The sequence below is a fragment of the Blautia massiliensis (ex Durand et al. 2017) genome (assembly GCF_051861785.1).
In the GTDB taxonomy this organism is placed as follows: Bacteria; Bacillota; Clostridia; order Lachnospirales; family Lachnospiraceae; genus Blautia_A; species Blautia_A luti_A.
This window is the reverse complement of record NZ_CP146725.1, coordinates 2123601-2148856: the sequence shown is the minus strand read 5'-3', so window position 1 is coordinate 2148856 and position 25256 is coordinate 2123601. Positions and strand designations below refer to the sequence as shown.

The following is a 25256-nucleotide window of genomic DNA, read 5'->3' as shown; positions in this document are numbered from 1 at the left end:
ATGGGCGTTCTTCCTGGGTGAGAACGGCAGGCGGCAGTATAACCATATCTGTAAAAAATGTGTTCACGGCTGCAAGCAGAGTTTCCGGGCGTGTCTGGTCGCTTGTCCGCATTACAATTCCAAACGGTCTAAAATATGTGAAGATAAGGGGGCGAAAAACGCAGAATAATTCCCTGTATTCGTATTTTCAAAGGGAGCCTTTATGATTCCTCATGTGTCGGTCTGCTTGCTGGCACATAGAGAAAATGGCTCGATTCCAAACACTTTCTGATACACAAAACGGGAGTACAGCTTTTCGGTTCATCCGATTGGCTGTACTCCCGCTTTTTCTTTTTGCTATCATCAAATTACTTTAACACGGTTCTGTTGTTTGAACAGGGGTACAAATTGTACCTCCGTTGAAAAGGAATTTCCATAGTATTTTCTCATTAGGATTGGATAGGAAAGGATGGATAGCCGCCGCAGTAGGCGTTGTGGGAATGTGCGTAAACTGTCAGAATTGCGAGGCTGTGGGAAAGCTGTTTGCAGGCCTGTGGGAAAAGGCTTGTCTTTTTCCATCAGGTTGTGAATGGTTTTTCCATCGGCACGAGCGGCAGTTTTCCATATTTCCATGACGCAAGAAAATCATCCAACGATCAGCCGGTACACCGTCAGCGGCACATACCACACCGCCACAATAAGCCGCCAGGCCAGAACGAAACCACCGATCACACCACCGATAATAAAGTTCAATGCAAACAGGGCGATCCCTCCACCCAGGGAGCCGCCGCCCGGCACGATCCAGAGGCACATCCGATGGAGGCCAAACGGCAGCCCGCAGAGTATCCAGAGCCATACATAGTCAAGCTCTCCGTTCTTCATGCAGGCGGATTTGAAGATACAATACAGGATCAGTGCCACGATCACGGGCAGTACACTTTTGAAGAAAAATGCTTTGATTGCTTCGCTTCTTGTCATCGGTAAAACCTCCTTCTGCAGTTCCATTATACAGGATGCCGGGAGCTACGCCCAGCGTCTTTCAAAGAAATTTATTCCAGTTCATGCCGCCGCTGTTGTTCCTGTTCCTTTGGAACGGCCAGCAGCGCCTCCACATTCTGCTTGACGGTATCGTATTCCTGGGCTTCGGTTCTTGCGGTTTTGTACTCCGTAAGGAGCCGTTCCTTTTCTGTGTTGAGCTTAGCAAGCTCCGTTTTCATGCTTTCCGTTGTCGGCAGCGGCACAGCCCCCAGCCGTTTCAATTCTCTGGCGGCTGCTTCAAAAAGAATGATCTCGCTCTCATGCCCCCGCAGAAACTTTTCTTTGTCATTTGATTTGCGGTATCGGTCATAGAGCGGTTTTAGCTGCCGGTAAGTTCCGGCGTGCTTCATCACAAGGGCAAGTTCGGTGCTTCTGCTTTCTACCCGCTTGATCTCTGCATGAGCGGCATCCCTGCGTGCAGATACTGCGGTCAATTTGCTTTCCAGTTCTCCATAGCTGCCGATCCCGTGTTCGGTCAGGAAATTCATGGTCTTGGCGGCCTGTTTCAGATTGTTCAGCTTCGCCCAATGGGTGAAGCCTGCGCTCTGCTGTGCCTTGATGTTATTCTGGATATCAATGAGCAGGCTGATCTTTCCGTCCTGCCGTTTCGGTTGGCGGGAAGGTCTGGATCGTCCGGCGATCCGGGCGGTAAGGGCTTCTTCGGTGTAGTCAACCCCCAGCGTTTTCAGACGGGTGAACCGTTCCTGATCCGGTGCTCTGGCAGAGATATACTTGCCGCGCTTGATCTCATAACCTTCTCTCTGCAGGCGGCGAAGCAGTTCTTCCAGATTGGAACAGGCTGGCAGAAGTCGGTCAATGGCAGCTTTCAACTTTGCCTTATAGCTGGTGCCGTTCTGCGTGGCCTGATGTTCAATATAGCTCTTGCCCTTGTCCTGTCCAGGAATAATGACAGACAGACCATGTTCCTTGCAAAGCCGGTCGGAGGTGCGGCGGATATAGTGATAACTCCGCTTGTTGGAATGATAATGCTTGTGATCCGCAAAGCTGACCGCATTGAAAATCAGGTGGTTATGAACATGATCTTTGTCTATGTGGGTGGTAAGGATAAACTCATACTTGCCGCCCAGGATTTCTTTTGCGAGCTCCATGCCGATCTCATGGGCCTGTTCCGGCGTGACCTCCCCAGGCTGAAAGGCTTGGATCAGGTGGCGGCCCAGGTTTGTTCCCTTGTCGATGGCGTGTCGGCGGGTCCAGGAAAATTCGATATCCGCGGTTTCGGCGGCGCAGCCATGGGCGGATACAAGCAGCTTTCCATTCGTCTTTTCTGGGTTGCAGATATAGTCAATGGCCGCTTTCAGCGTTGACTTGATAGGATGCGTCTTTGTAACTGCCATATCTCATCCAGCCTTTCCCGTATCTCGTCCATGTCGGTCTGATACGCAGGACCTCCGGCGTTGACACGCTTGGCAATCTGGTTGATGTTCCGACCGATGGCGGAAAGCTCTTTGGTAAATACCTTGATGTCTGCGGTGTCCGTATAGATGATATACCCGTCAATCGCCATCTTCCGCAGGTAGGCGCCATATCTGCGTGTCGGTAACTGGCTCATTTTTTCGTCTATGAGCCGTTTTTCATCCTCCGTGACATAGAATTTCATCTGGATATTCCGTTTTCTGTTTGCCATGCGCCACCTCCGTTCTTCATAAGGGTTTGGGATTATCCCAACAAGCATTTTTGAATTTTCGGGCAAGGGACCTGAAAATCTCAAAATTCGCAAGCGGGTACTCGCTTGCTGTGCTTGCTACCGTTTCTTTTCTCGTACCTAAGTAATACCAAAACCTTCACTTTGGCTACCAAAACGCAAAGAAAAACGCTACAAACTTATCCGTTCATAGCGCCTGTCAGTTCCTATTCAGTTGTGCCGGGAGCATGGTCACTCCCCCTTTTCTCTGGCATTCAACACAGCCTGTACGGTGGCAATGATGATCCCGATCTCCCGGTCGGTCAATTCATCTGCCAGGGCGTCAAGCTGCCGGCGCACCGTGGATTTCCCATCTGCCGTGTCCCCAAAGAGAAATTGATCCACGGAGATGTGATAACGGGACATGAGCTCCAAAAAAATTTGAAGGCTCGGATGTTGCCCCTTGTTCTCAATATTAGCGAGGTAGCGGGGAGAAAGATACATCTCATCGCCCACTTTGTTCCGGGATTCTTTCTGTCCCGTCCTTGCTGTTTTGATTGCTGCCCCATAAGGGCTAAAGTTTATTTTCTGTACTGGTCTCTTTGCCATATTTATTCACCCATTTACATTTTACTGTTCATCTTTCTTTCTGGATATGTCTATACAATTCCCTTTATTAGCTAAAATAATTCATATTTGCGACCTTGATATTGTACGCCTTCCCGTATATAATTATACTGATAGCGTTTGGAGAAAGGATGGATGAAGATGGAATATATGTCCTGCCCCGAAGCAGCAAAAAAATGGGGCATTTCTGAAAGACGGGTGCAGAAACTTTGTGAGGGGGAGCGCATACCGGGCGTTTCAAAATTTGGCAGTATGTGGCTGATACCAAAGGACGCGGAAAAGCCGACTGATAGACGCAGAAAGGAGTTTCAACATGAATAATGTTTTAATTATCGAAGATGATAAAGAAATTTGCGTTATGATAAAAGACCATCTGGAAAAGTACAATTATCAAGTCTTCTTCACACTTACTGGTGCAAATGCGATTGAACGTATAAAAGAATTATCCCCGGATTTAATTATTTTAGATTTAATGCTTCCTTTTATCAGTGGAGATGAGTTAATTAGAAATATCAGAAAATTTTCAGACGTACCTGTAATTGTTGTTTCTGCAAAAAGTTTAACATTCAACAAAGTTGAACTGCTACGCTTGGGTGCTGATGACTATTTAACAAAGCCGTTTGATTTGGACGAATTACTAGCGCGAATTGAACGCAATTTGCTAAGAAGTCAAAAAGATACTCCCAATCTTTGTTTGACCTTTGGAGAACTTTCCATTAATACATCTTCAAAAATAGTTACTGTTGCAGACGAAATTATTGTGCTTACAGCAAAAGAGTATCAACTTGTAGAACTACTGGCGAAATATCCTGATAAAGTTTTTTCTAAGCAAAATCTTTATGAAAGTATTTGGCAAGAACCATTTGCAAGGGATAATGATGTCATTAACACACATATAAGTAACTTACGAAAAAAATTAAAGGGCGAAGGCTGCCGAATTAAGACCATATGGGGCTTGGGTTACCGATTTGCAAAGTGAGCTTTAGATAATCTTTAGCTTTACCTTTAGATTATTCAAGGAATTGTCTGCGATACTAAATAACAAGAAAGGAGCTGTGAAAATATGAACGTAACAGTTTTTGAAGCTATCAACATCACAAAAAAGTATCGCAATACACTAGCCCTAAATCAAGTATCTATGTCTGTAATGCAAGGAGATATTTATGGGTTTATCGGAGAAAACGGTGCCGGTAAAACAACAATGATTCGTTTACTAACCGGACTGGCAGAACCTACTACTGGCAAAATTGCTTTATTCGGTGAAAGCAATAAGAAACTTGCAAAGCAGCGTGAGCGCATTGGCTGTATTATTGAGAGCCCTTCTCTTTATCTTGATATGACAGCCTATGAAAATTTGGAGGTACAACGTTTGCAACGCGGTATTCCAGGAAAAGGTTGCATTGATAATGCTTTAGCATTAGTTGGTTTGAAAGATACCGGAAAGAAAAAAGCAAAAGATTTCTCTTTGGGTATGCGGCAGAGACTAGCTCTCGCAATCGCTTTGCTTGGAAATCCTGAATTTCTCGTACTAGATGAACCAATTAACGGACTAGACCCTACTGGAATTATCGAATTAAGAAACTTACTCAAAAGTCTAAATAAAGAACGTGGAATCACTATTTTGATTTCAAGTCACATTCTCACGGAACTTCATCAATTAGCAAATAGATATGGTATCTTACATGAGGGGAAACTTTTACAGGAAATTACCGCTACAGAGTTAGACAAACGCTGCAAAAAGCATTTGTTGTTGCAAGTGAATGATGTAGCTGCTGCTAGTGTTTTATTGGAAAGCAAACTGAATACTTCAAATTTTTCTGTTATGCCAGACAAGAGTATTCATCTATATGATTATGTTGAAAATGCCGGAAAAGTATCAGCGTTGCTAAGTGCAAATAACATTACGATTTATCAGTTAGCACAATCTGGAGATAGTCTTGAAACTTATTACACTAATTTGATAGGAGGGTGCCAAAATGATTAACCATTTTAAAGCTGAATTTTATAAATTGCGTCACTCAAAGATATTGATAACTATATTAGGCGTATGTGCGGCGGTTATAATGGTCTCTTTTGCACTTGGTGACATGACTTTTTTTGGAGCCGGAGATGGAACAGAAAGTGTAATCGGATTTCAAGCTAAGTGTTATCTATCTAGTGAAATACCAACGTTTCAAACTGTTGCCCGCTCATCTCTTGCATATACAGCCTTTTTCTGGATTATTGGCATTTTATTTGCAACCATATTTTTTACAAAAGAATATAATACGGGTACAATCAAGTTATCTGTTGCATACGGCACTAAACGAACTATTCTCTACTACACCAAAGCGATTACAATATTGGTGGTGTCTCTGATAACGTATCTGATTTTTGTAGCTACATTTTTCGTTATTGAAATCATACAATCCGGTTACATTCCAACTGCGAGTGAAGTAATAAACCTTTTGGGATGGGCTCTTGCTTGCGGAACGGTTTTATTAGCATTAGAAAGCATTTCTATTTTTTTATGTGTCGTTATTCAAAATACAGGGATTGTAACAGGGATTTGCTGCTTATATGTATTCAGTGGAGCGTCTGTTTACTTAATGCTATGGAGTGATATGGAGACGGTTTCAATACCCTTAAAATTTTTTGTATATGGAAATCCGATGTACTATTGGATGAATTTTAGCTCTTGTCGCACAATGGGTATTATTGAGCACTTACCATTCTATTTTATAGGGTGCATTTCTCTTTTGATTGTTGGCGGTCTTATTATGATTAGAAAAGAAATCAAGTAAAAGGGAGGTAGAATATGGGTTGGGCGATTATGTTTCTTGTTCTGATAGCATTGGTCATTATTCTTTCAATTTCCTTAATTAACTGGAAAATACAGATATATAAAGTAATCGTCCAACTAAATGCTATTCTGAATAGGAAAACGAAAAAGTTAGTTACAGTGTCTTTATCTGATAGGCGGTTAGAGCATTTGGTTGAAATCATAAATCAGATTGTATCAAAAGATAATATTTATCTGGGCGAAATTCAAAAAAAGGAGAATGAATTAAAAGAGAATATTTCTTGCCTTTCTCATGATTTACGGACACCACTAACTTCCATTCGCGGATATTTGCAACTTCTATCAAGTGCGCCTGATGAAAAAAGAGCGGAATATATTTCAGCATTATCCGGAAAAGCATTGAGATTAGAACGTCTCATAGATGACTTTTATCAAATCTCTCTTTTAGAAGCAGGACAATATCCATTTTACTATGAAAAGGTTGAGCTATGCTCATTGCTTACTGAAATCCTGCTAGACAATTATTCGATTTTCAGCGTTAATGGAATTGAACCCCAAATAGAAATACCTAATATGGACATCTATCTTAATGCTGACAGAAAGGCGTGTATTCGTATTATACAAAATCTTATATTCAATGCGGTAACATCCACTACAAATAATGTTGTAATTCAACTAATTAATATTGCAGATTCTGTACAACTCTGTATTAAAAATCCTGTTGCATCTATTCCTACAGAAGAATATTCAAAACTGTTGGAACGCTTTTATGTAGCAGATGTTTCAAGAAGTAATGGTACGTCTGGACAAGGACTTTACATTGTGAAAAAGCTATTACTTATGATGAATTGTACAAATCCAATAATTGAAATACATGACCATAATTTTATGATTACGATTGATTTTTCGCCCTTACTCATAAAAAAATAATCTGCCGGACGACGGCAAAAGAAAAAAAGCCGTCGCAAAGCAGAGGTATTTTCACGCGCCATTTCTAAATTACGGCGGCTTTGATTTTCAGAGCCGCCGCTTCTTTTTGCCTATCGGCAAGTCTACGACGACCCTAACACCGTAAAAACGGCGGCTAATGGAGGTAGCCGCCATGATATATATAGAGCGTATCGACAAAGTACGGCACATTTCAGCTTATCAAAAAAAGCTCGTCCACCGCCGGGGACACTTCTACCCTCATATATGAACTGTCAAATCATCTAAATACTTTTTATAATTCCCTTGCGCCTGTCTGCGTCTTGCAGATGGGCGCATTTTTCTGTTTATGCGAGCCTCGGCCACCCAGCGGAGCCTTTCATAAAAATTTTCTTCCCTTTGCGGTTGCCAAAAACGCAAGCCTTGCATTACTGAGGCGAAAGGGAGGAAGTCACCACCCCGCACCTGCGGGCGCGAAGGGAGGTGAGAAAATGAAAGACTCCTATGAGCAGCGTATTCAGAATCAGTTTGGCGCTTTCTGCGTCAAGGTTTTGAAGAATGAGGCCCGGTATATCCAGCGTGAATATGCCCGCCTCCGGGACCAGGAAAAATCCCTGGGTGAGCTGACAGCTTCCGAACTGGAGCAGACCGCCGTATGGGACAAGCACTTCATGGACGAGCATGTCTTTGATGTGCAGGGGCTTCCGGTCGTCGTGACCGGCAATCTTCTGGCCGACGCTCTGGCACAACTGCCGGAGGGCAAGCGGGATGTGATCCTGCTGTCCTACTTCCTGGGCATGACGGACCGTGAGATCAGCGACAAGCTGAACATCGTCCATCAGACCGTATCGAAGCGGCGCCTTACTACGCTGAAAGAATTGCGCGAATATCTGATGAAGGAGGGATTTGAATGGCCGGACAAGTGAAACCTATCCCGGTGCCTGTGATCCTGGCAGCCGTGAACGGCGACGAGGACGCCCTTGCCGCCGTGGTCGCTCACTATCAGAAGTACATCCGAGCTCTTGCCACCAGGCCGCTGAAGGACGAATACGGGAATACCTACCTGTATGTCGATGAAAATATGCGGCTTAGGCTGGAAACGAAGCTGATCCACAGCATCGTGACGGGCTTTAAGGTACTGCCGGTCTAAAACCTGCGGGACAAGTTTCTCTCCCTTTCCTTGTCCCAACGGTCCGGCAATGAGGCTCAATGCTCTTTGACAAAGAAAGCCCGTTGGGAGGCCAACGCCGCAGTATAAGGCAAACGGATACATTCCTGTTTGTGCCGAGCCATACGGCCGGTGCGCCATGACCTCGTTTCAAGTCCGCAGGACGGGACCACTGTAACGGGCGAGCGAACAGCACCAGACCGCAAAGCAAGCGTGGCAGCTTGCGGGCGATGACACACGGGCAGGGTCAAAGATACTCGCGCATTGAACGCCCACAAAGCATTGTGCGCCGCACCCATCAGCATGGGCCGGGGTTAGACTCCCGTGGAGCTGTGCCAGCAGCCGTCCGTAAGCCTACTTTTCTTTTTTGAAAGTTTATGGATAGATCGTAAACTTTTCAATTAGCAGCAGACAAACACGGAGCAGCACGGTAAAATAATAGTGGAAGTTATATTACCCACACATATTCGTGCTGTTCCTTTTCATAACTGAAAGGGGGTTCTCATGTCTCAAACATGGAACGGCACGAAAAAAGAAACCCCTGAAAGAAGGACATATACGGTTGACGATATTGCTCAAATTTTGGGTATCGGAAGAACTTCCGCATATATCCTTGTAAAAGAAGGGCACTTCAAAATCGTGCGAATTGGTAACGCCATACGCATTTCCAAGCGGTCATTTGACGAGTGGCTTGACTCCCTCGACCTGTGATCCAAGAAAGGAAGAACGATATGGCATCTATAATCAAGCGAAAGAAAAACTATTCCGTTGTTTACAACTATGTGGATGAAAACGGAGAAACCAAACAGAAGTGGGAAACCTGGCATACCCACAAAGAGGCCTTGAAGCGCAAGGCGGAAATCGAAAATCAGCAGCACACGGGAACTTTTCTCCCTCCAAGCAATCAGACGATCACCGAGTTCCTTTATGACTTCGTATCTCTTTACGGAGAAAAGAAATGGGGCGTGTCTATGTATGACAGCCAAACGGCTCTGATTGCAAACTATATCAATCCGATCATCGGTGATATGGAGGTACAGGCGGTTACTCCCCGTGCGGTTGACGGTTATATCCAGACCTTGCAGAAAACCAAGTCGGTGTCTACCAAGACCCGAAAGGCTGTTACCACCTATGTCAGCGACAAGACCATTGAAAAGATCATCAAGCTCCTGCGGTGTGCGTTTAAGCAGGCGGTACGATGGGAAATCATTGCAAGAAATCCCTTTGACAATGTGATTCTCCCTAAAACGGAGTATGCGAAACGGGATATCTGGACGGCGGATATGATCCGTCTTGCCCTGGACAAATGCACGGACAGCAAGCTCTATGTGGCAATGAACCTTTCCTTTGCCTGCTCTCTGCGTATGGGTGAAATCCTGGGGCTGACCTGGGAGAACGTCCATATTTCCGATGAAGATATTGCGGCGGATAATGCCTATGTCTACATCGACAAGGAGCTGACACGGGCTTCCAAACGGGCGATTGAAACGCTGGGTGAGAAGGATATCTATTACATCTTCACTCCGCTCATGCCGAACACCAGCACAAGAATTGTTCTGAAAAAGCCGAAAACCGATTCCAGTATCCGTAAGGTGTGGCTGCCGAAAACGCTTGCCTATATTCTGCGAGAATGGAAAAAGTCCCAGGACGAGCTGAAAGGCTTCCTGGGTGACGAGTATCAGGACTTCGATCTGGTTGTAGCACTTCCCAATGGCCGCCCCTGCGAGGATCGGATCATCCTCAAAGAGTTTGCAAAGCTCCGTGAGGACGCAGGGCTGCCGAAGGTGGTCTTTCATTCTCTCCGTCATTCCAGTACCACCTACAAGCTGAAACTGAACCACGGCGATCTGAAAGCCACCCAGGGCGATACAGGCCATGCCGAGATCGACATGATAACCAGTATCTATGCTCACATTCTGGACGAGGATAGAAAGGTCAATGCTCAGAAATTTGAGACAGCCTTCTATGCCAAGCCTGATCTCCGCAATGTCCGTCCGCCGGAAGAACCGGCAAAATCGGAGCCTGCGACCCTGGACCTTGAAAGCCTTGTGGAGCAACTTCAGAAGTCGCCGGAGCTTGCAAGTGCGCTCGCAGCCCTGATAGCAGCGCAAGCCCCGGCAAAGTGATCCGAAAAATCGAATTAGCAAAACGCAGAATTTTCTTAGCAAATTTCTGAAAAGCGTTCGAGTCCAATTAGCAAATATACATCATGCGGCGTATAAAAATCTCCCGGTAACGGAAGTGAAATTACCGGGAGAAGGAGGAAAAAAAACGCTGCAAACCCCGAAAAAAGGCTTGCAGCGGTGCTTTCTGGCGTCCCAGAGAGGATTTGAACCTCCGACCCCACGCTTAGGAGGCGTGTGCTCTATCCAGCTGAGCTACTGAGACATTTTTAAGATTTATGCAATTTTTACTGCTCGAAGGAATCGAACAATCTGCCGCTTAGGAGGCGTGTGCTCTATCCAGCTGAGCTACTGAGACATTTTTAAGATTTATGCAATTTTTACTGCTCGAAGGAATCGAACAATCTGCCGCTTAGGAGAGCTCCAACCTATTGTCACTCTCTGTCAATCTGAAGTAAGGTAAACCCATATGGGACACTATATAAAACTGTTTCCGATTCAATTCGAGTTATTCTGAATACCCCCTCTGTCAAGCTCCGTAAAGCTCTGAAAGTTAGCTGATTATTTGCTCCAGCTAATAATCGGGGAATGCCTTGATATTACCATCGACATCTGTTATATGACCACCATGCTTCGTACGTTCGATCATGGTAAACAGTATTCAATTAAACTTTTCTATCATAAGTACAAGATATTTTCTTGTCTATAAATAATATAACGCATACGCGACGGTTTGTCCATGCGTTTTTGACTGGCAAATTTATAGAATTTTCCAGTAACCATTTTTTCTTGCACCCTCTCGATAGAGTACTTTTTTTCCTTGTAAGACCTTTAAAATTCTTTGAATTTTTGATCTTGAAAATTCAGATTTTGTAACCATTTCTTTTTGACTTATTTGTGGATTCGTTTTAATCATAGCCATTATTACTGCTTCATCTGAATTTAAAGATTCATTTGAAGCTTTATTTGTATTATTCCGATACATATTCACTCGAAAATCACCATCAAAATCAATAAGTTCTGGATCAGGCAAACCATAGTCTCTGCATTCACGGAATATTCTTGGAATACCGGTTCCCCATTTTTCAATAATCTTCATATATGCAAATGCGTTTGCTATCGCCGGATTTCTCGGTTTGGAGTATCCTTCTATCATTTTTTTGATTGAATCATTATTTAACAGCATTCCTGGTGAAGTGACTTCCAGACGATCATCAAATATTGCTACTTGTATATTTTCCAGGCTCCAGATAACTGCGGTGTGCGACAGCATTTGCTATCAGCTCTCGCACACTGTCAGTTGGTAATTCATATACATCTTGACGATAAATGCCATGAATCTGCATTCCCATATTAATTTTTTCGAATACATATTGATAAGCTACATCTACCTGATTTTGAATTGGACCATCAAATTCTCTTCGATCTACAAAATATGCTCTGTCTTTTCCTTTAAAAAACCCACACTGTATAATCGGCTGCATCCGCAATTGTCCTGTTAGAAGAGCATATGCATTTGTTGGAAATATCTCTCCCTGAACTTCTGTTAATATTCCCCATGATAATAATGTGTTTTTTGTAATGTCTTTAATTTTTGCTTTTTCACTATCCTGCCACGTGTTCTTGATGGCAGTTTCCTTCATGATCTTGCAAAGATTTTGAATATCTTCATCTGTAATCTGTAATTCTCTGCATGGCTCACTGTCGAAATATCGATTTTGACCTTCTAGAATTAACTCTTTTAGCATATATCCTTCTACTGATCTTGTTGTCCGGGACACTCTCATATAAATTCCTTCTGTCATTCCTTCCGACTTTATATAATACGGGCGCATCGCACCTGGAAGTATCTCAACAACAATGACTGTTTTATCATTTACGGTTTGTAATGTAACATCCGGTCTGATTCTCGGCTCACAGGAATCAGATATCGCATTTGTAATAGCATCCATGGTTTTGAATATATTATCTTCATCCATTCCTACTATTTCTAATGTCTTATCATCAATATGATCTTGATCTTTCCACAAAGACTATGGCGAACCGGATCATAAACTGTGCAGACAGATACTTGAAACCGCTGTATCAGCTGATGAAAGAAAAACTTCTGGAAAGCAGATATATCCATTGTGATAAAAGCCGTATCCAGGTACTCGGAGAACCAGATCAGAAAGGTACGACCCAGAACTGGATGTGGGTATATCTCACGGATGAGTTCAGTGGATCCCCACAGATGGTACTCTTCGATTATAAAAGGACCCGTACGGGATATCATCCTGTAATTTTTTAAGGGACGGGTTTCATGGGTATCTGACCTGCGATGGATATCAGGCTTATCACAGTTTAGGAGAAGGTATCATAGTAAGCGGGTGCCTTACCCATGCAAGACGACGTTTTGATGCAGCCCTCACAGCATTGAAAAAAGACTTCACAAAAGAACAGCTGAAAGAGACGGTTGCATATCAGGCGATGTCAAGGATCGGGATCCTCTATAAGATTGAGGAGATGATCCATGACAAAACACCGGAAGAAAAATATGCGGAGCGCCAGAAACAGTCCCGTCCGGTACTGGATGCCATGTTTGAATGGCTGCATACGATGGAAGATTCTGTAGACAGATCTTCCCTTATTGGTGATGCCATTTTGTATACGCTTAATCAGGAAGTATATCTGAGACGGTATCTGGAAGATGGTCATCTCAGCATAGACAACAACAGTGCAGAACGTGCATTGAAAGACTTTGCAGTAGGACGCCGTAACTGACTGTTTGCCAAAAGCATACGGGGCGCAGATGCCAGTGCCCTTGTCTATAGTATTACAGAAACGGCACTTCTGAACCATCTGAAACCATACGCATATCTGACTTATATATTGGATGAACTCAGAAAAATGGGAGCTTTTCCTAAAAAGGAAGAATTAAAGAAACTGCTTCCATGGTCAGAAGATCTTCCGGAATACTGCCATACTAAACTAAAAAAATAATACAAAGCCATCTGATGGAGAATCTGGCAGACAGCCAGGAACAGTATCAGATGGCTTTTATAAAATGTCAATATACGGATGATTACCTACTTACCTTTCTGTGAATGCTTGCATTCATACAGAACAGCAATTTTATATGGCGAAGTAACCTCAATGAGTAAAACTTGAGCTGCGTTAGCAGCGGTTTTACGAATGAGGTCTGAATAGTTACATTATAGCTTATACAAAATAAAAAGAGCAACCGGATTTGTCCGATTACTCTTGTCTCTCATTACATTTCAGATAATTTCACTTTCCGCTCTACACTGTATCATGGATTGCCAAGAACTGCTACTGCCTCATATGGCTGCAGTTCTATTTGATCTTTTTCGAAAGCATCTCCTGACGGACTATAATTATCACAGATCACATGCCACTTCCGGTATTCTGCATGATTTGACGACGGACTTACGATTTTCTGCATCCGGTCTGTAAAATTGCATGCCACCCATAATATCTGATCCTTCCAATGACGCAGGTATACGAAGACATCAGCATCATCCTCTCCCACAAGTTCAAAATCACCATTTACGATAATCGGATGTTCTTTTCTCAGAGAGATCAGTTTGCGATAGTAATTATAAACGGAATCCTCATCACCAATCTGAGCAGCGGCATTTATCACTTTGTAATTAGGATTTACCGGCATCCACGGGACGCCTGTAGTAAATCCTGCCTCATCGGTTTCATCCCATTGCATCGGTGTACGGGCGTTGTCCCTGCTTTTATTTCTCAGATAACTTATCATTTTATCGCTGTCTACGTGTAAGGTTTCTGTATACTCATGGTAAGCATTAATACTTTCGACATCACGGAAATCTCTGATATCCGAAAATGGATAATTGGTCATTCCAAGCTCTTCTCCCTGATAAACATAGGGAGTTCCCTGCATAAAATGCAGGCATGTAGCCAGCATTTTGGCTGATTTGTTCCACCATGTATCCGTATCATTACCCAGTCTAGATACAACACGTGGCTGGTCATGATTGCACCAGTACAGGCTGTTCCATGCTTTTCCGTATAATTTTCTTTGCCAGTTGCTGAAGCTTCTCTTTAATTCCAATAACGGAATACGTCTGTCAGACCATTTAGAGCCATCCTCCGCATTATCCAGATCCATATGTTCAAACTGAAAAACCATATTCAGCTCCGTATTGTCCAAGCAGGAATATTGAACGGCATCATCCGTACTGGCAAACGGCGTCTCACCTACCGTAAGAATTCCCTCTCTGTTATGCCATACCTGACTGTTCATCTCTTTTATATAATCATGAGAGATGGGAAGGTTTACTGCATACGGTACAAAATCGCCCAAACCATCTTTTCCAATGACTCCATCGGGAAATTCCGGATTCTTACCTATATAATTAATAACATCCAGACGGAATCCATCCACTCCCTTATCCAGCCACCAATTCATCATACGATAAATCTCATTTCTCAATTCCGCACACTGCCAATTTAATTCCGGCTGTTTTTTATGAAAAAGATGCAGATAATATTCCTGCCGTTCTTCAGAGTAGGTCCATGCGCTTCCACTGAAATTAGAACGCCAGTTGTTGGGTTCTTTCCCATCAACGCCCTTTCGCCATATATAATAATTACGATAGGGTTCTATCCCTGCTTTGCTCTTTTTAAACCACTCATGTTCATCCGAGGAATGATTCACTACCATATCAATAATAATCTTCAGATTTCTCTGATGAGCTTCTTTTAAAAGCTCATCAAAGTCCTCCATGGTTCCAAACTCCTCCATAATCTTCTGATAATCACTAATATCATATCCATTATCCGCATTAGGCGATGCATAAAAGGGAGACAGCCAGATCACATCTACCCCCAGATTCCGTAAATAATCCAATTTACTTATGATCCCTTGTAAATCACCTATTCCATCGCCATTACTATCCATAAAGCTACGTGGATATATCTGATATACCACGCTCTTTTGCCACCAATGCTCGTTATGGTCCATTATGCTCCCTCCATGATCAGAAAACACTGATCTTTACATTTTAACCGCATCATATAATACCTCTGTGGTCTGATACAAGGTTCCGTCATTATCCTTCCTCTGGTGAACAACTCCCCATTGTCTTCCATTGCACCAGAAACCATCAAAATGATCTTCATTCAGCTTCGGTTCAAAAGACTGTTCCTGCTTACGCATGTCATAGTGATATCCGAGTAAAGCCTCGTATACCGCCCAAGATGCCATTGCTCTTGTATAGTAATAACCGGATTCATTTTCACTAAAAGGATTCCTCTTAAAACCATCCTGACGGTCTCTGAGCGCCTTAACAATGGTTAATGCTTCATTCACCTGATCAGTACGGACTAACAAAGCTGCAACTTCATATTCTATCCCCGTCCAGACTTCTCCATAATATACAAACGGGAAAATCGGTTTACCACCATTTGGCCAGGTACATGGGGTAAGCCCCTTTTCATCATTTAAAATATATGCTCTTTCTGCATGTACATTCTTCTTTGCTTTTTCAACAAAATTATACTCAAAAACAGACTGTACCGCCTTCTTTACATGTTCTTCAGGTAAGATATAACCCAGCTGTGCATTGAATGCCATATACTGTCCCAAAAGCTGATCTGACAGACATCCCTTTCCATACTGATAACGATAGGCATTCACATTATCTAATACCTGCTCATAAAATTCTCCATTCCAGCTTACCTTATCCAGTTTACCTGCACCGTCCGCTGCCAATTTACGATACCGGTCTGCCAGGTCATCATACTCCATAAATTCTGCCATTTCAGCTGCCGCTGTTAATGCAGCAATGTAGATACTGGTTGCCATACTGGAGATTCCATACAACTCTGTATCATAGGTAACATGCTGTGGCTGCTCCAGTACTCCATCCTCATCACAATCCCATACCTTCAAAGTATAATCCAGAGTCTTTTTGACCCCATTCCAACATTCCTTTATCAAAGAGTCATTCCCACTGATAACCCATTCTCTGTATAACCGGATAATACAGCCGAGCTGTCCATCTGCAGCCGGTGTCATTTCCCATTGTGGTAAATCAAATGGCGTATAAGCTCTGAATGGCATGTATCCATCATCCCGTATTTCATCAACAAACTCTATCCTTCGCATTGACTGCTCCAGTTCCGGGAACAAAACAGCTACACTCTGTGCATAATTCCAGACATGTGTACAATTTCCGGGACCGCATCCAAGTGCACCATCTACACCTTCCCATCCAAGAAAATCACCGTTTTCTATTCTAAAGCATGTAGGACTCCGCATTACCGTAATATTATCTGCTGCTGCTTCAAGTATATAACCAGGGAGGGTTGTGTCAAAAAACGCATGTGCAAACTTAGCACTCTCATCATACAATCTGTCCGCATTACCGGCTAAATAAGAAGCCACATTCCAGGCATCCTCGAAGAGGGTTGCATAGTAGTTTTTCGTAACATCATAATTTCCGTCAACGATATCCTGCTTGTCTTTGTCTAACTCAATCCACATCTTGGGTCTGTTAGGGAAGTACCAGCTGAGAATAAAAGGAAAAACTTTTTCCTCTCCCGGCTTTAATGTCTGGGTGATACACAAGGAGCCGATTTTATCTGTAAAATGCAGAAAACTGAAATCAGACTTTTCCGCCCAGTTACTTCCAACCTGATCATAGATGCTTTCATTGTTGAGTCTTCCATCTGTAGAAAAATCCTGCCAGAAATCTTCTCCACCATCTGTCCACTGTCCCTGATACCAGAGAGGTTTTTTAGTAATATATTCTTCTTTCTCTGTTGTGGATAATGCCATGTTTCCCCATGTAATATGTTTATCTGAAAAATTCTTTCCCGTATACATAATTCCACGGATAACATCATCACTGCGATATTCATTTTCTCTATCACCAGCATGCTTCATAAAAGAAAAATTATTATATCCTTCAAATCCTACTGCATTATTCATAGAACCGGCAATGGAAATTTCTATGTTCTCTTTCGTAGTATTTTTCACCTTATAATTCAGATAAGCCCCCGGTATTCCTGAATCTTTCGCGTTAAGCGGAATGAATGGTGTATACGCTTCCAGACTGATCTGAACAGGTATTTCCTCATCCCGAAATTCAATATTAACAAAGGGATATTTTGTGGTCATTACAGAACTGTCAAAACGTGGCAGACCTGCAACCTCATTTCGGAAAAAACCTTGTGATCTGTTAAACGGTGGATTAAGCTTACTTTCCAGCACTCTGGAAACGGCTTCTCCTCCATCCTGTTTCATCCATATAGAGAAAAAAGTATATGGCATACGATTCAGCTGTCCCGGCTGATTAAAAATCTGCCAGGTTGTAAGATTTCCTCTGGCTCCAAGGGAAACATTTCCGGTTCCGATCCCCCCTAACAGAAAATCCACACATCCAGCATCACCGGAATATGCCTTTTGTTCATTATTGCAAAACAATTCGTCATCTGAATATATTTTTTTCATAAATCTGATATTCTCCTTCTATTAATAATTAGCCCTTGACTGCACCTGCTGTCATACCTTCAACAATATATTTCTGAAAGAAAACATAAAAAAACAACTGTGGAACAATGATAATGACCGTAGCTGCAATCATTCCACTGTAATCCATACTGTATCTGCCCCGGAACATTGACGCTCCCAGTGAAATCGTCATCATATTTGTATCATTCACCAGTACGGATGATATTGGGTATTCATTCCAGAAATAAAGTACATTAAAAATAATTACTGTTGCCAGAACCGGCTTAATAATCGGCAATACAACCTGTGTACACATTTGATAAATATTACATCCATCAATAATGGCCGCTTCTTCTATTTCGGTCGGAAATTCTCTCAGAAATCCTACCATTAAAAGAACTCCCAATGCCATCGTTGTTGCTGCCAATGGAAAAATCAGGGACACCCTGCTTCCCAGCAGCCCCATTGCCACAATAATCCGATAGATAGGAAAAATAACAATATATGGCGGTATCGTAAGTCCTGACACAAACAATAAATACAAGCCATTTGGTATTTTCGCATGATCAAAATGCAGTCTTGTGATCGCATAGGATATCATAAAGGTGCAGACCAGACTGATCAGTAATGCAAATACTGCAACAATAAGTGTATTGCCGAACATTTTAAATAATGGCAATGTATCAAGAGCTCTCCTGTAATTGGCCAGATCAATATGTTCCGGCAGAGAAAATGGATTATTCAAAATATCGGTATCTGATTTAAAGGACAAGACAACCAACCATAAAAGAGGAATAGCAGTTACCGCTGTAATAACGAATAGTACGCATCTAGACAAAATCGTTTTCCAATTAGCTTTCATATTCAAATTTATCCCTCCTTTTGCTCTAATGATTTCCCGACATTAGCCAGATAAATAATCGAGAAAATCAGACACAGGACAAATGATACCGTAGCAACCGCCATACCATATCCGTAACGTGATGAAGTAAAGGTAGTATCATACATATAGGTAACCAACACATCTGACATATGGTTCGGTCCACCATTGGTAAGCTGCTTTACGGTCTCAAAGATTTTGAATCCACCTGTGATGATCAGTATTGTGTTAATCACTATTGTATTTTTCATCATAGGTATGGTTATTTTTCGTATCCTTTGAAAATAATTCGCACCATCAATTTCTGCCGCTTCATAAATATCTGCCGGAATACTTCTCAGGCCGGCCATATTAATAGTTGTATAAAAACCAAGCACCTGCCATAAATATACAAAGGCAACCGAATAGGGTGTCAGGGTTTTACCTCCAATCCACTGCTGTTGATAATCACTCAGTCCGATACTCCTCAATATTGCATTAATCATCCCCATTTTCGGATCCAGAATAAACAACCAGATCAGACCGACTAATATTGGTGCAATTACATTTGGTGCAAAGATCATGGACTGCACAACTCCACTTCCCCGAAATGGTTTTTCCAGAAGTAATGCCACAATAAATGACAATGGCAGAATGGTAATTGTTATACCAATCAAAATAATAAAAGTATTTTTCAAAGCAATAAAAAAGAATTTATCATTCAGCAATACCTGATAATTTTTAAAACCGATAAATTTTGCCGCTCCAATTCCAGAGAAATCGGTAAAGCTATAATAGACACTGATAAAAATAGGTGCCAGATAAAAAACAGTGAACAAAATTACTGCCGGCATAATCATGATAATTTTTGTGGTTTTTTTACTTAACCAATGCATAAATTTCTCACCTCACTAAAAATGCTCTGTCAGAATGCTTAGACTCTGACAGAGCATTTATGTTGATTACTTATTTATAATACCCTGCGCTTCCGTCTGATCATCTAAAAATTGAAGAGCTTCTTCCGGCGTATAAATACCATTGATAACACCAACCATACTCTCAAAATATGTAGTTTCAAATTGTCCGGGCAATTTCATATTAGGACAGGTATCCGGACTTTCCCAATCATCATTCATCCGTTCAATCACTCTTGCAAACACCGGGTACTTATCAGCATCAATTTCTCCTTCATAACGGGTAACCGGCACACTCTGATTTTGTGCTGCAATAATTTCCGTCCCCTCAGGACCATAATAGAATTTTAAAAATTTAATAATAGCCTGATATTTTTCCGGATCTTCTTTTTGGGTCTTGGCTGATACACAATATGGGTGAGACGGTGCTTTCATGGAAATTTCTTGATTTCCAACTCCATCTTCAAATGTCGGTCCCCACCAGAAACCAATGCTATCCTTAAGGTCACTTTCATCAAATTTCTTTGTATCCCACGCACCGCTGTCAAACATTGCTGCCTGTCCACCAAGAAACATTTCTGTAGCTTCCCAGTATCCTATTGAAGAAGCATTATCCGGGAATGTTCCCCGCCCTGCCATATCCTGCAGTTTTTCATAAAACCGTAAATAGTCATCATTCAGCCACTTATCTGTTCCACTAAGGATTCCATCAATATGGTCAAAGAAACCATACCTGCAATGCATTGTCATAAGGGACCAGCTGCTCCATACATCCTTTGTTCCTCTTGCCATTGGAACAATTCCATTTTCGTTGAAAACCTTAACACAGTTCATGAAGTCTTCATAGGTTACAGGAATTTCCAGACCACACTGATCAAACAATGCTTTATTGTACCAGATCCCATTACAGAAAGTCTCTGCAGGCAATCCATAAATAGCTCCATCCTTTTCCATTACTGAAAGCATACCGGGCAGAAATCCGTCCACGAATTCTTGATCATTAAGAATATCCTCTGAAAGATCTGCCAGCATTCCCGCCTCAGCTAATGCATCAGCATCGCCCTTTAATGAATAAAAAAGATCCGGCAAGCTGTCAGACTGAGATGCCAGCTTGATTTTCTGGGTATGCTCATCCTGTGCAGCCCCCGTCATTTCGATTTTAATATCAGGATTCTGTTTCATAAATTCCTGTACTACTGCATATACCTGCGGTGCCTGATTTTCAATATCCGCAACATGCTCTGCAAACGTAAAGGTAATCTCATCGCCCTCACTACTGCTACTGATACTACTATTGCTGTCGCTCTGCGTTGTCTTCGAAGTATCAGTATTCGCTTTACCACATGCCAGTAATGACATTATCATTGTTCCTGTCAGGATTAAACCCATTATACGTTTTACCATTATTTTCCCTCTCATTTGTTTCATGACTAAAATTCTATTTGCTCCAAAATCATGCCATATCCTTCACTAATACCTGTCTCTGTCTGGAAAGTACATAATTCTTTTGCAATTAAAACATACCTCCGGAGTAATGTCTTAATTCACATTTTTTGTAACTATTCAGAACTCCATTCGCAAACTCACTGCTGCGCAGTTCCCTTTGCTCATGTAGTTACATTTTATTTAGTTAAAATTCTTACAGAATCCCTCACTATAAGCATCGGATCAATCACAAGCCGGACTGGAGTATGTTTCTTCTCAAGACCTGTTATTTCCATTAATATATTTTTGCATAGTGATCCTGCCGAATCGAAAGCATGACCTATCGTTGTAAACTTAGAGGCTGCTGCCCACGGGAGATCATCATATATAATCAGACTGATGTCCTGCGGAACCATAAACTTCATTTCCTTTAAAGCGCATACTGTAGAGGTTGCAATTATTTCATTTACCGCAAGAATTGCAGATGGCTTTAATTCCTGAATCTTATTCTGAATTACTCCACGGATGCTGTCATTATATGGAATATCATATAAATAGCGATCATCCACTTCTAATCCTGCTTCTTCAAAGGCCTTTCTATATCCATTGCTTCTCTGTGGAAATCCTATTCTGTATTTGTATAACATCAGGATATCTTTATGTCCATTTTGAATAAGATACTTTACTGCCTGATAGGTACCTAATTCATCGTCAAATAAAATCGCATCTGCTCCCGCATGTGTCTGCATAAAAAACTGTATTACCGGTTTACCATCGCTGATCATCTTATTAATTTCCGGATACTCCTGATTCGAAAATGTTGCAAAAATAAGCGCATCAACCTTCATCTGTTCCAGACAGGTTATATTTTGCTTTTCTCTCGTCAAATCCTCATTGCTAAACAAAGTGACAATATCATATTCATCACCCAGCTCATCAATGATCATCTGCATTAACGTATTGGTAAAAGGGTTCGTAACTTCACTAAACATCATGCCCAACAGCTTACGCTTCTTTATTATAGAATGATGCGAATAGTTCAGTTCATCACACGCCTTAAGCACACGTTCTCTGATTTCATCACGCGTTTTATAACTGTCACTAAAAACTTTATATACAGTTGATACTGATACTCCGGCTTTCTGAGCCACATCCTGTATAGTACTCATATTTCTCTCCTATTTTGAATTGTTATACTCACAATACACCTTTTCAGAAAATCTGTCAATGGTTTTTTCTTATTTTCTCCGTATTTTATTTATTATTCTCTGTTTATTCTCCGGTAATTCTCTGTTTTTATTTTGTTTTTCTTTTTTATCAGCTGTTTTTTGGTAACTATTCAGAGCCATGCAACTCTGAGGAATATATCCATCAGAGTGATGAGGCAGTATCAGTCCCAAGCGTGGAACTGCAGGTATGGAGCAATGCGGCGTTCTTTCGGAGTTCAAAGGGATTGCCATGCATGACTGCTGGGCTTCCTACTGGAATTATCCGGATATCCAGCATGCTGTCTGCTGTGCCCACTTTGAAGAAAACCTCAATCTGCCAGCGTTTTCCATAAATGCGGATGATTTCTTCCTCTGAAAGAGTCGTATCTGTACAGATAAAAGCAAGCCAGTCTTTGCGGTTCGCTTTGTTCCTTACGCATACGATTTTTGCCGGAATTGGATTTTCCTTTCCTACCATGACATCAACAGAAAGCAGATATTTTGATCTGCCACGACGCTTTTTATTCCGGGAATAGATTTCTTTGATATTCAGCTGCTCACCATAGTACGAATATTTGATCCGGCTGCTTTTCTTAATCATGGCAATCACATCCATACACTTTGAATGAATGGCTGTGATCTGTGCCGGGTTGGAAAACCAGGAATCAAACAGGACATAGTCTGCATTCAGTCCTGTACTGAGGGCTGTATCCAGTAATGTCATCATTGCCTCTGGTGCTTTTGTCTGAGCAAGCTTACGTCTTTTTCCTGCAAGTGTTCTGTGATCAAAATCCTTTACCGGGCCAATGATATTAGTGTCCTTTGCGGATGCTAACAGACAGCTGTTCACAGGAATTAGTGTATTTCCATCACTCCAGCTTAAAGTAAGCATCCGGAAGCCCTTTTTAAAATGCATATCTGTGTGGTCAAAAACTTTTGAACCCAGTTCTGTTTTCTTACAGCTGGTACGGTTGAAAAGACTGTCATCAATAATGAAGACATTTTTTCTTTCCTGATTTGTCAGATCACGAATGTCATTGTTGACGATGTCGGCTGCAAGAAGAGAAGTAAAACGGAGCCAGTTTGTTTTTGCAGAATTAAGGAAACGGTAAAAAGTGTTCTTAGAAAAATCTTCCTTAAAAGAGCCGGTTCGTTGCTGCATATACATACTTCTTCCGACAAAAATGTTGCTGAGTTTGTAACGAAGCAGAGAAACAGGTGAAATACCTTTTTCTTTCATTCCATTACATCTGGCAAGAAGCTTACCAACATGATGTTTGGAAAAAAATCGCTGAACACAATCACTTAAGTCATTCTCACTGAAATGGTTTTGTGGTATACTGAACATGGCATAAATCTCCTTTGTAAAGATGGTTTCTGGACAATTCCATTATACCAAACGGATTAGATTTATGCCTTTTTTATTGGCTGAAATATTGAATTTTCAACGAATCATGAAAGCTTATCACAGCCTATAATGAAAATAGAGGATTGACCTCCACTACTTTTTTTACTTCCTGCCTTGTTTTACAATAGTTATTGACAGGATTAAGTTTGATTGTACCTTGGAGGATTTTCACCCCGTTTTTCAACGTAAATGTTTTGCCCTTGAGTACAGCATATTGTCGCATCTTTTACAGATAGCACGAGTAGCAAAGTCCATATTATCTCGGGCAAATCTCCTGTCAATTCTATTATAAAGGAGGCTGTCTGTATGAAAGATCTTTTAGAAATTTCCTGTGGTTTGGATATCCACAAAGAAAAAATTGTTGCATGTATCCTAACTGGTCCATTAGGTAAACCTACTCACTCTGAAATTCGTGAATTTACCACTTTAATTCCTGATATGCTTGCTTTACGAGACTGGATCATTTCTGAGAATTGCCATCATGTTGCAATGGAAAGCACTGGCATTTATTGGATTCCAATTTACGAAATATTAGAAGATGCTTTCTCTGGAGATATCACTTTATTAGTTGTTAATGCCCGCCATATGAAGAACGTTCCTGGCAAAAAAACTGATATGCGTGATTCTGAATGGATTTCTACATTACTACGTGCAGGACTCCTTAATGCAAGTTTTATTCCAGAAAAAAGGATTCGTGAATTTCGTGATTTAAACCGTTATCGCAAGAGTATTATCCGCGATATTACTTCCCAGAAAAACAGGGTTGAAAAATTCCTGCAGAGTTCCGGTTTTCGTCTGTCTTCTTTTATTTCTGATATTTTTGGTGCTTCCGGCAGAAACATTATTCTACATTTGATGGAACATGGACAGATTGATAAAATATCTTTGGATTCTTATCTCAAAACAAAAACCAGAAAACGCATTGATGAAATCCTCATGTCTGTAAATGGGACTCTTTCAGAACATCAAAAATCTTTCTTAAAAATCCTCATGTGTCATTATGATTCCATGAAAGAGCATCTTATTGAAATTGAAACTCATCTTCAGGAAGATATGCTTCCATTCGCTTTACAAATTGAACAGTTAAATACTATCTATGGAATAAGTACAACTGCTTCCTGTGCAATCATTGCCGAAATCGGTACAGATATGAAACCATTTAAAACTGCAGAACACATCTGTTCATGGGCCGGTCTGTGTCCCGGCAATAACGAGAGTGCCGGAAAAAGAAAAAGTACCTCTATCACAAAAGGCAATCCTTATATAAAAAGTATGCTTTGTGAGATTGCCTGGGTAATTGCCGGCAAACGAAACACATATCTTTCAGCCTGGTATTGGAGAATCAAGCAGAAAAAAGGAGCCAGAAAAGCCATTGTCGCTCTTGCTCGTAAATTACTTGTTATCATTTATACAATGCTAAAACAAGGCACTAATTTTGATGAAAACTGTTTTGAAGTCAGGCGCAAAAACTGTGAGCAAAAACAACTTTCCCGTTATATACGAGAATTAGAAAAACATGGCTATACGGTTGAAGCTCAAGTATAATCCATCTTTTGTACAAATCATATTTCACTGCTGGCAGCCATTATTATGACTGCTTTATAGTGATGCTTTCATAATTGTTGAAAACATTTGTTGTCAAGGTTCAAGTCTTGGCTGCGATTTTT

General features: G+C 41.5%; 22 protein-coding genes, 1 tRNA gene and 2 pseudogenes. 11 read left to right on the top strand and 14 right to left on the bottom strand.

Translation table 11 applies throughout. The features are described 5' to 3' along the window. Positions 1–624 precede the first annotated feature (624 nt). The 4 genes from V9W66_RS10320 to V9W66_RS10305 all read right to left on the bottom strand — a co-directional run bounded on the left by V9W66_RS10320 (position 625) and on the right by V9W66_RS10305 (position 3268). The gene (locus V9W66_RS10320) at positions 625–957 is read right to left on the bottom strand and encodes a DUF6050 family protein (protein WP_117513598.1); all 333 of its coding nucleotides are present in this window, start codon (positions 955–957) and stop codon (positions 625–627) included. Between the two features lie 71 nt (positions 958–1028). After that, positions 1029–2372 (bottom strand): relaxase/mobilization nuclease domain-containing protein, encoded by a 1344-nt coding sequence (locus V9W66_RS10315; RefSeq protein WP_144100482.1) that lies wholly within the window; start codon positions 2370–2372, stop codon positions 1029–1031. Next, positions 2333–2662, bottom strand: coding sequence for a plasmid mobilization protein (locus V9W66_RS10310; RefSeq protein WP_144094834.1), 330 nt, complete (start codon positions 2660–2662; stop codon positions 2333–2335). Before V9W66_RS10310 ends, V9W66_RS10315 begins: the two co-directional genes overlap by 40 nt. Before the next feature lie 249 nt (positions 2663–2911). Then, positions 2912–3268 (bottom strand): helix-turn-helix transcriptional regulator, encoded by a 357-nt coding sequence (locus tag V9W66_RS10305; protein ID WP_144094836.1) that lies wholly within the window; start codon positions 3266–3268, stop codon positions 2912–2914. A gap of 159 nt (positions 3269–3427) precedes the next feature. Here V9W66_RS10305 and V9W66_RS10300 point away from each other — a divergent pair, with 159 nt between their 5' ends. The 9 genes from V9W66_RS10300 (at position 3428) to V9W66_RS10260 (ending at position 10289) form a co-directional block, all read left to right on the top strand. Then, positions 3428–3607 carry a helix-turn-helix domain-containing protein gene (locus V9W66_RS10300; RefSeq protein ID WP_144094844.1) on the top strand — a complete coding sequence of 60 codons (180 nt, stop codon included), beginning with the start codon at positions 3428–3430 and terminating at the stop codon, positions 3605–3607. Further along, positions 3600–4265, top strand: a complete 666-nt coding sequence (locus V9W66_RS10295) for a response regulator transcription factor (protein WP_014081151.1) — start codon at positions 3600–3602, stop codon at positions 4263–4265. The genes V9W66_RS10300 and V9W66_RS10295 overlap by 8 nt, the downstream gene beginning before the upstream one ends. A gap of 84 nt (positions 4266–4349) precedes the next feature. After that, positions 4350–5270, top strand: a complete 921-nt coding sequence (locus tag V9W66_RS10290; RefSeq protein ID WP_144094838.1) for an ATP-binding cassette domain-containing protein — start codon at positions 4350–4352, stop codon at positions 5268–5270. Further along, the gene (locus V9W66_RS10285; protein ID WP_055057437.1) at positions 5263–6069 is read left to right on the top strand and encodes an ABC transporter permease; all 807 of its coding nucleotides are present in this window, start codon (positions 5263–5265) and stop codon (positions 6067–6069) included. Before V9W66_RS10290 ends, V9W66_RS10285 begins: the two co-directional genes overlap by 8 nt. 14 nt (positions 6070–6083) lie before the next feature. Beyond that, positions 6084–6998, top strand: a complete 915-nt coding sequence (locus V9W66_RS10280) for a sensor histidine kinase (protein WP_014081148.1) — start codon at positions 6084–6086, stop codon at positions 6996–6998. Positions 6999–7486: 488 nt separating this feature from the next. Next, the gene (locus V9W66_RS10275) at positions 7487–7921 is read left to right on the top strand and encodes a sigma-70 family RNA polymerase sigma factor (RefSeq protein ID WP_144094840.1); all 435 of its coding nucleotides are present in this window, start codon (positions 7487–7489) and stop codon (positions 7919–7921) included. Continuing rightward, positions 7906–8145: a helix-turn-helix domain-containing protein gene (locus V9W66_RS10270; RefSeq protein WP_144094842.1), complete on the top strand. Its 240-nt coding sequence runs from the start codon at positions 7906–7908 to the stop codon at positions 8143–8145. Before V9W66_RS10275 ends, V9W66_RS10270 begins: the two co-directional genes overlap by 16 nt. A 522-nt stretch (positions 8146–8667) precedes the next feature. After that, entirely contained in the window at positions 8668–8874 is a 207-nt protein-coding gene (locus V9W66_RS10265; protein ID WP_005541444.1) for a helix-turn-helix domain-containing protein, read from the top strand. A gap of 20 nt (positions 8875–8894) precedes the next feature. Then, positions 8895–10289 (top strand): site-specific integrase, encoded by a 1395-nt coding sequence (locus V9W66_RS10260; RefSeq protein WP_186292809.1) that lies wholly within the window; start codon positions 8895–8897, stop codon positions 10287–10289. A gap of 185 nt (positions 10290–10474) precedes the next feature. Here V9W66_RS10260 and V9W66_RS10255 read toward each other — a convergent pair. From V9W66_RS10255 to V9W66_RS10245, 3 genes are all read right to left on the bottom strand, one after another. Next, a tRNA-Arg gene (locus V9W66_RS10255) sits at positions 10475–10551 on the bottom strand. A 495-nt stretch (positions 10552–11046) separates the two neighbouring features. Further along, positions 11047–11472 (bottom strand): ATP-binding protein, encoded by a 426-nt coding sequence (locus tag V9W66_RS10250; RefSeq protein ID WP_243125570.1) that lies wholly within the window; start codon positions 11470–11472, stop codon positions 11047–11049. 28 nt (positions 11473–11500) lie between these two features. Then, on the bottom strand, positions 11501–12265 hold the full coding sequence (locus V9W66_RS10245) for an AlbA family DNA-binding domain-containing protein (RefSeq protein ID WP_420313827.1): 765 nt from the start codon (positions 12263–12265) through the stop codon (positions 11501–11503). 20 nt (positions 12266–12285) lie between these two features. Between V9W66_RS10245 and tnpC the strand changes: the two are divergent. Continuing rightward, a pseudogene (gene tnpC, locus V9W66_RS10240) lies at positions 12286–13268 on the top strand (IS66 family transposase); the annotation flags it as partial. A 310-nt stretch (positions 13269–13578) separates the two neighbouring features. On the opposite strand, the gene V9W66_RS10235 reads toward tnpC, so the two are convergent. The 7 genes and pseudogenes from V9W66_RS10235 to V9W66_RS10205 all read right to left on the bottom strand — a co-directional run. Continuing rightward, positions 13579–15282 carry a glycoside hydrolase family 13 protein gene (locus V9W66_RS10235; RefSeq protein WP_144093517.1) on the bottom strand — a complete coding sequence of 568 codons (1704 nt, stop codon included), beginning with the start codon at positions 15280–15282 and terminating at the stop codon, positions 13579–13581. Between the two features lie 33 nt (positions 15283–15315). After that, positions 15316–17775 carry a GH116 family glycosyl-hydrolase gene (locus V9W66_RS10230; RefSeq protein ID WP_144093519.1) on the bottom strand — a complete coding sequence of 820 codons (2460 nt, stop codon included), beginning with the start codon at positions 17773–17775 and terminating at the stop codon, positions 15316–15318. Between the two features lie 28 nt (positions 17776–17803). Beyond that, on the bottom strand, positions 17804–18637 hold the full coding sequence (locus V9W66_RS10225) for a carbohydrate ABC transporter permease (RefSeq protein ID WP_144093521.1): 834 nt from the start codon (positions 18635–18637) through the stop codon (positions 17804–17806). An 8-nt stretch (positions 18638–18645) separates the two neighbouring features. Further along, entirely contained in the window at positions 18646–19530 is an 885-nt protein-coding gene (locus V9W66_RS10220; RefSeq protein ID WP_144093523.1) for a carbohydrate ABC transporter permease, read from the bottom strand. 66 nt (positions 19531–19596) lie between these two features. Continuing rightward, the gene (locus V9W66_RS10215) at positions 19597–20952 is read right to left on the bottom strand and encodes an ABC transporter substrate-binding protein (RefSeq protein WP_243121628.1); all 1356 of its coding nucleotides are present in this window, start codon (positions 20950–20952) and stop codon (positions 19597–19599) included. A gap of 218 nt (positions 20953–21170) precedes the next feature. Further along, on the bottom strand, positions 21171–22142 hold the full coding sequence (locus tag V9W66_RS10210) for a LacI family DNA-binding transcriptional regulator (RefSeq protein ID WP_144093525.1): 972 nt from the start codon (positions 22140–22142) through the stop codon (positions 21171–21173). 325 nt (positions 22143–22467) lie between these two features. Next, positions 22468–23529, bottom strand: a pseudogene (locus V9W66_RS10205) (IS4 family transposase); the annotation flags it as partial. A 366-nt stretch (positions 23530–23895) separates the two neighbouring features. Here V9W66_RS10205 and V9W66_RS10200 point away from each other — a divergent pair. After that, complete coding sequence (locus tag V9W66_RS10200) at positions 23896–25134, top strand: IS110 family transposase (RefSeq protein ID WP_144094729.1); 1239 nt, start codon at positions 23896–23898, stop codon at positions 25132–25134. Positions 25135–25256: the final 122 nt, after the last annotated feature.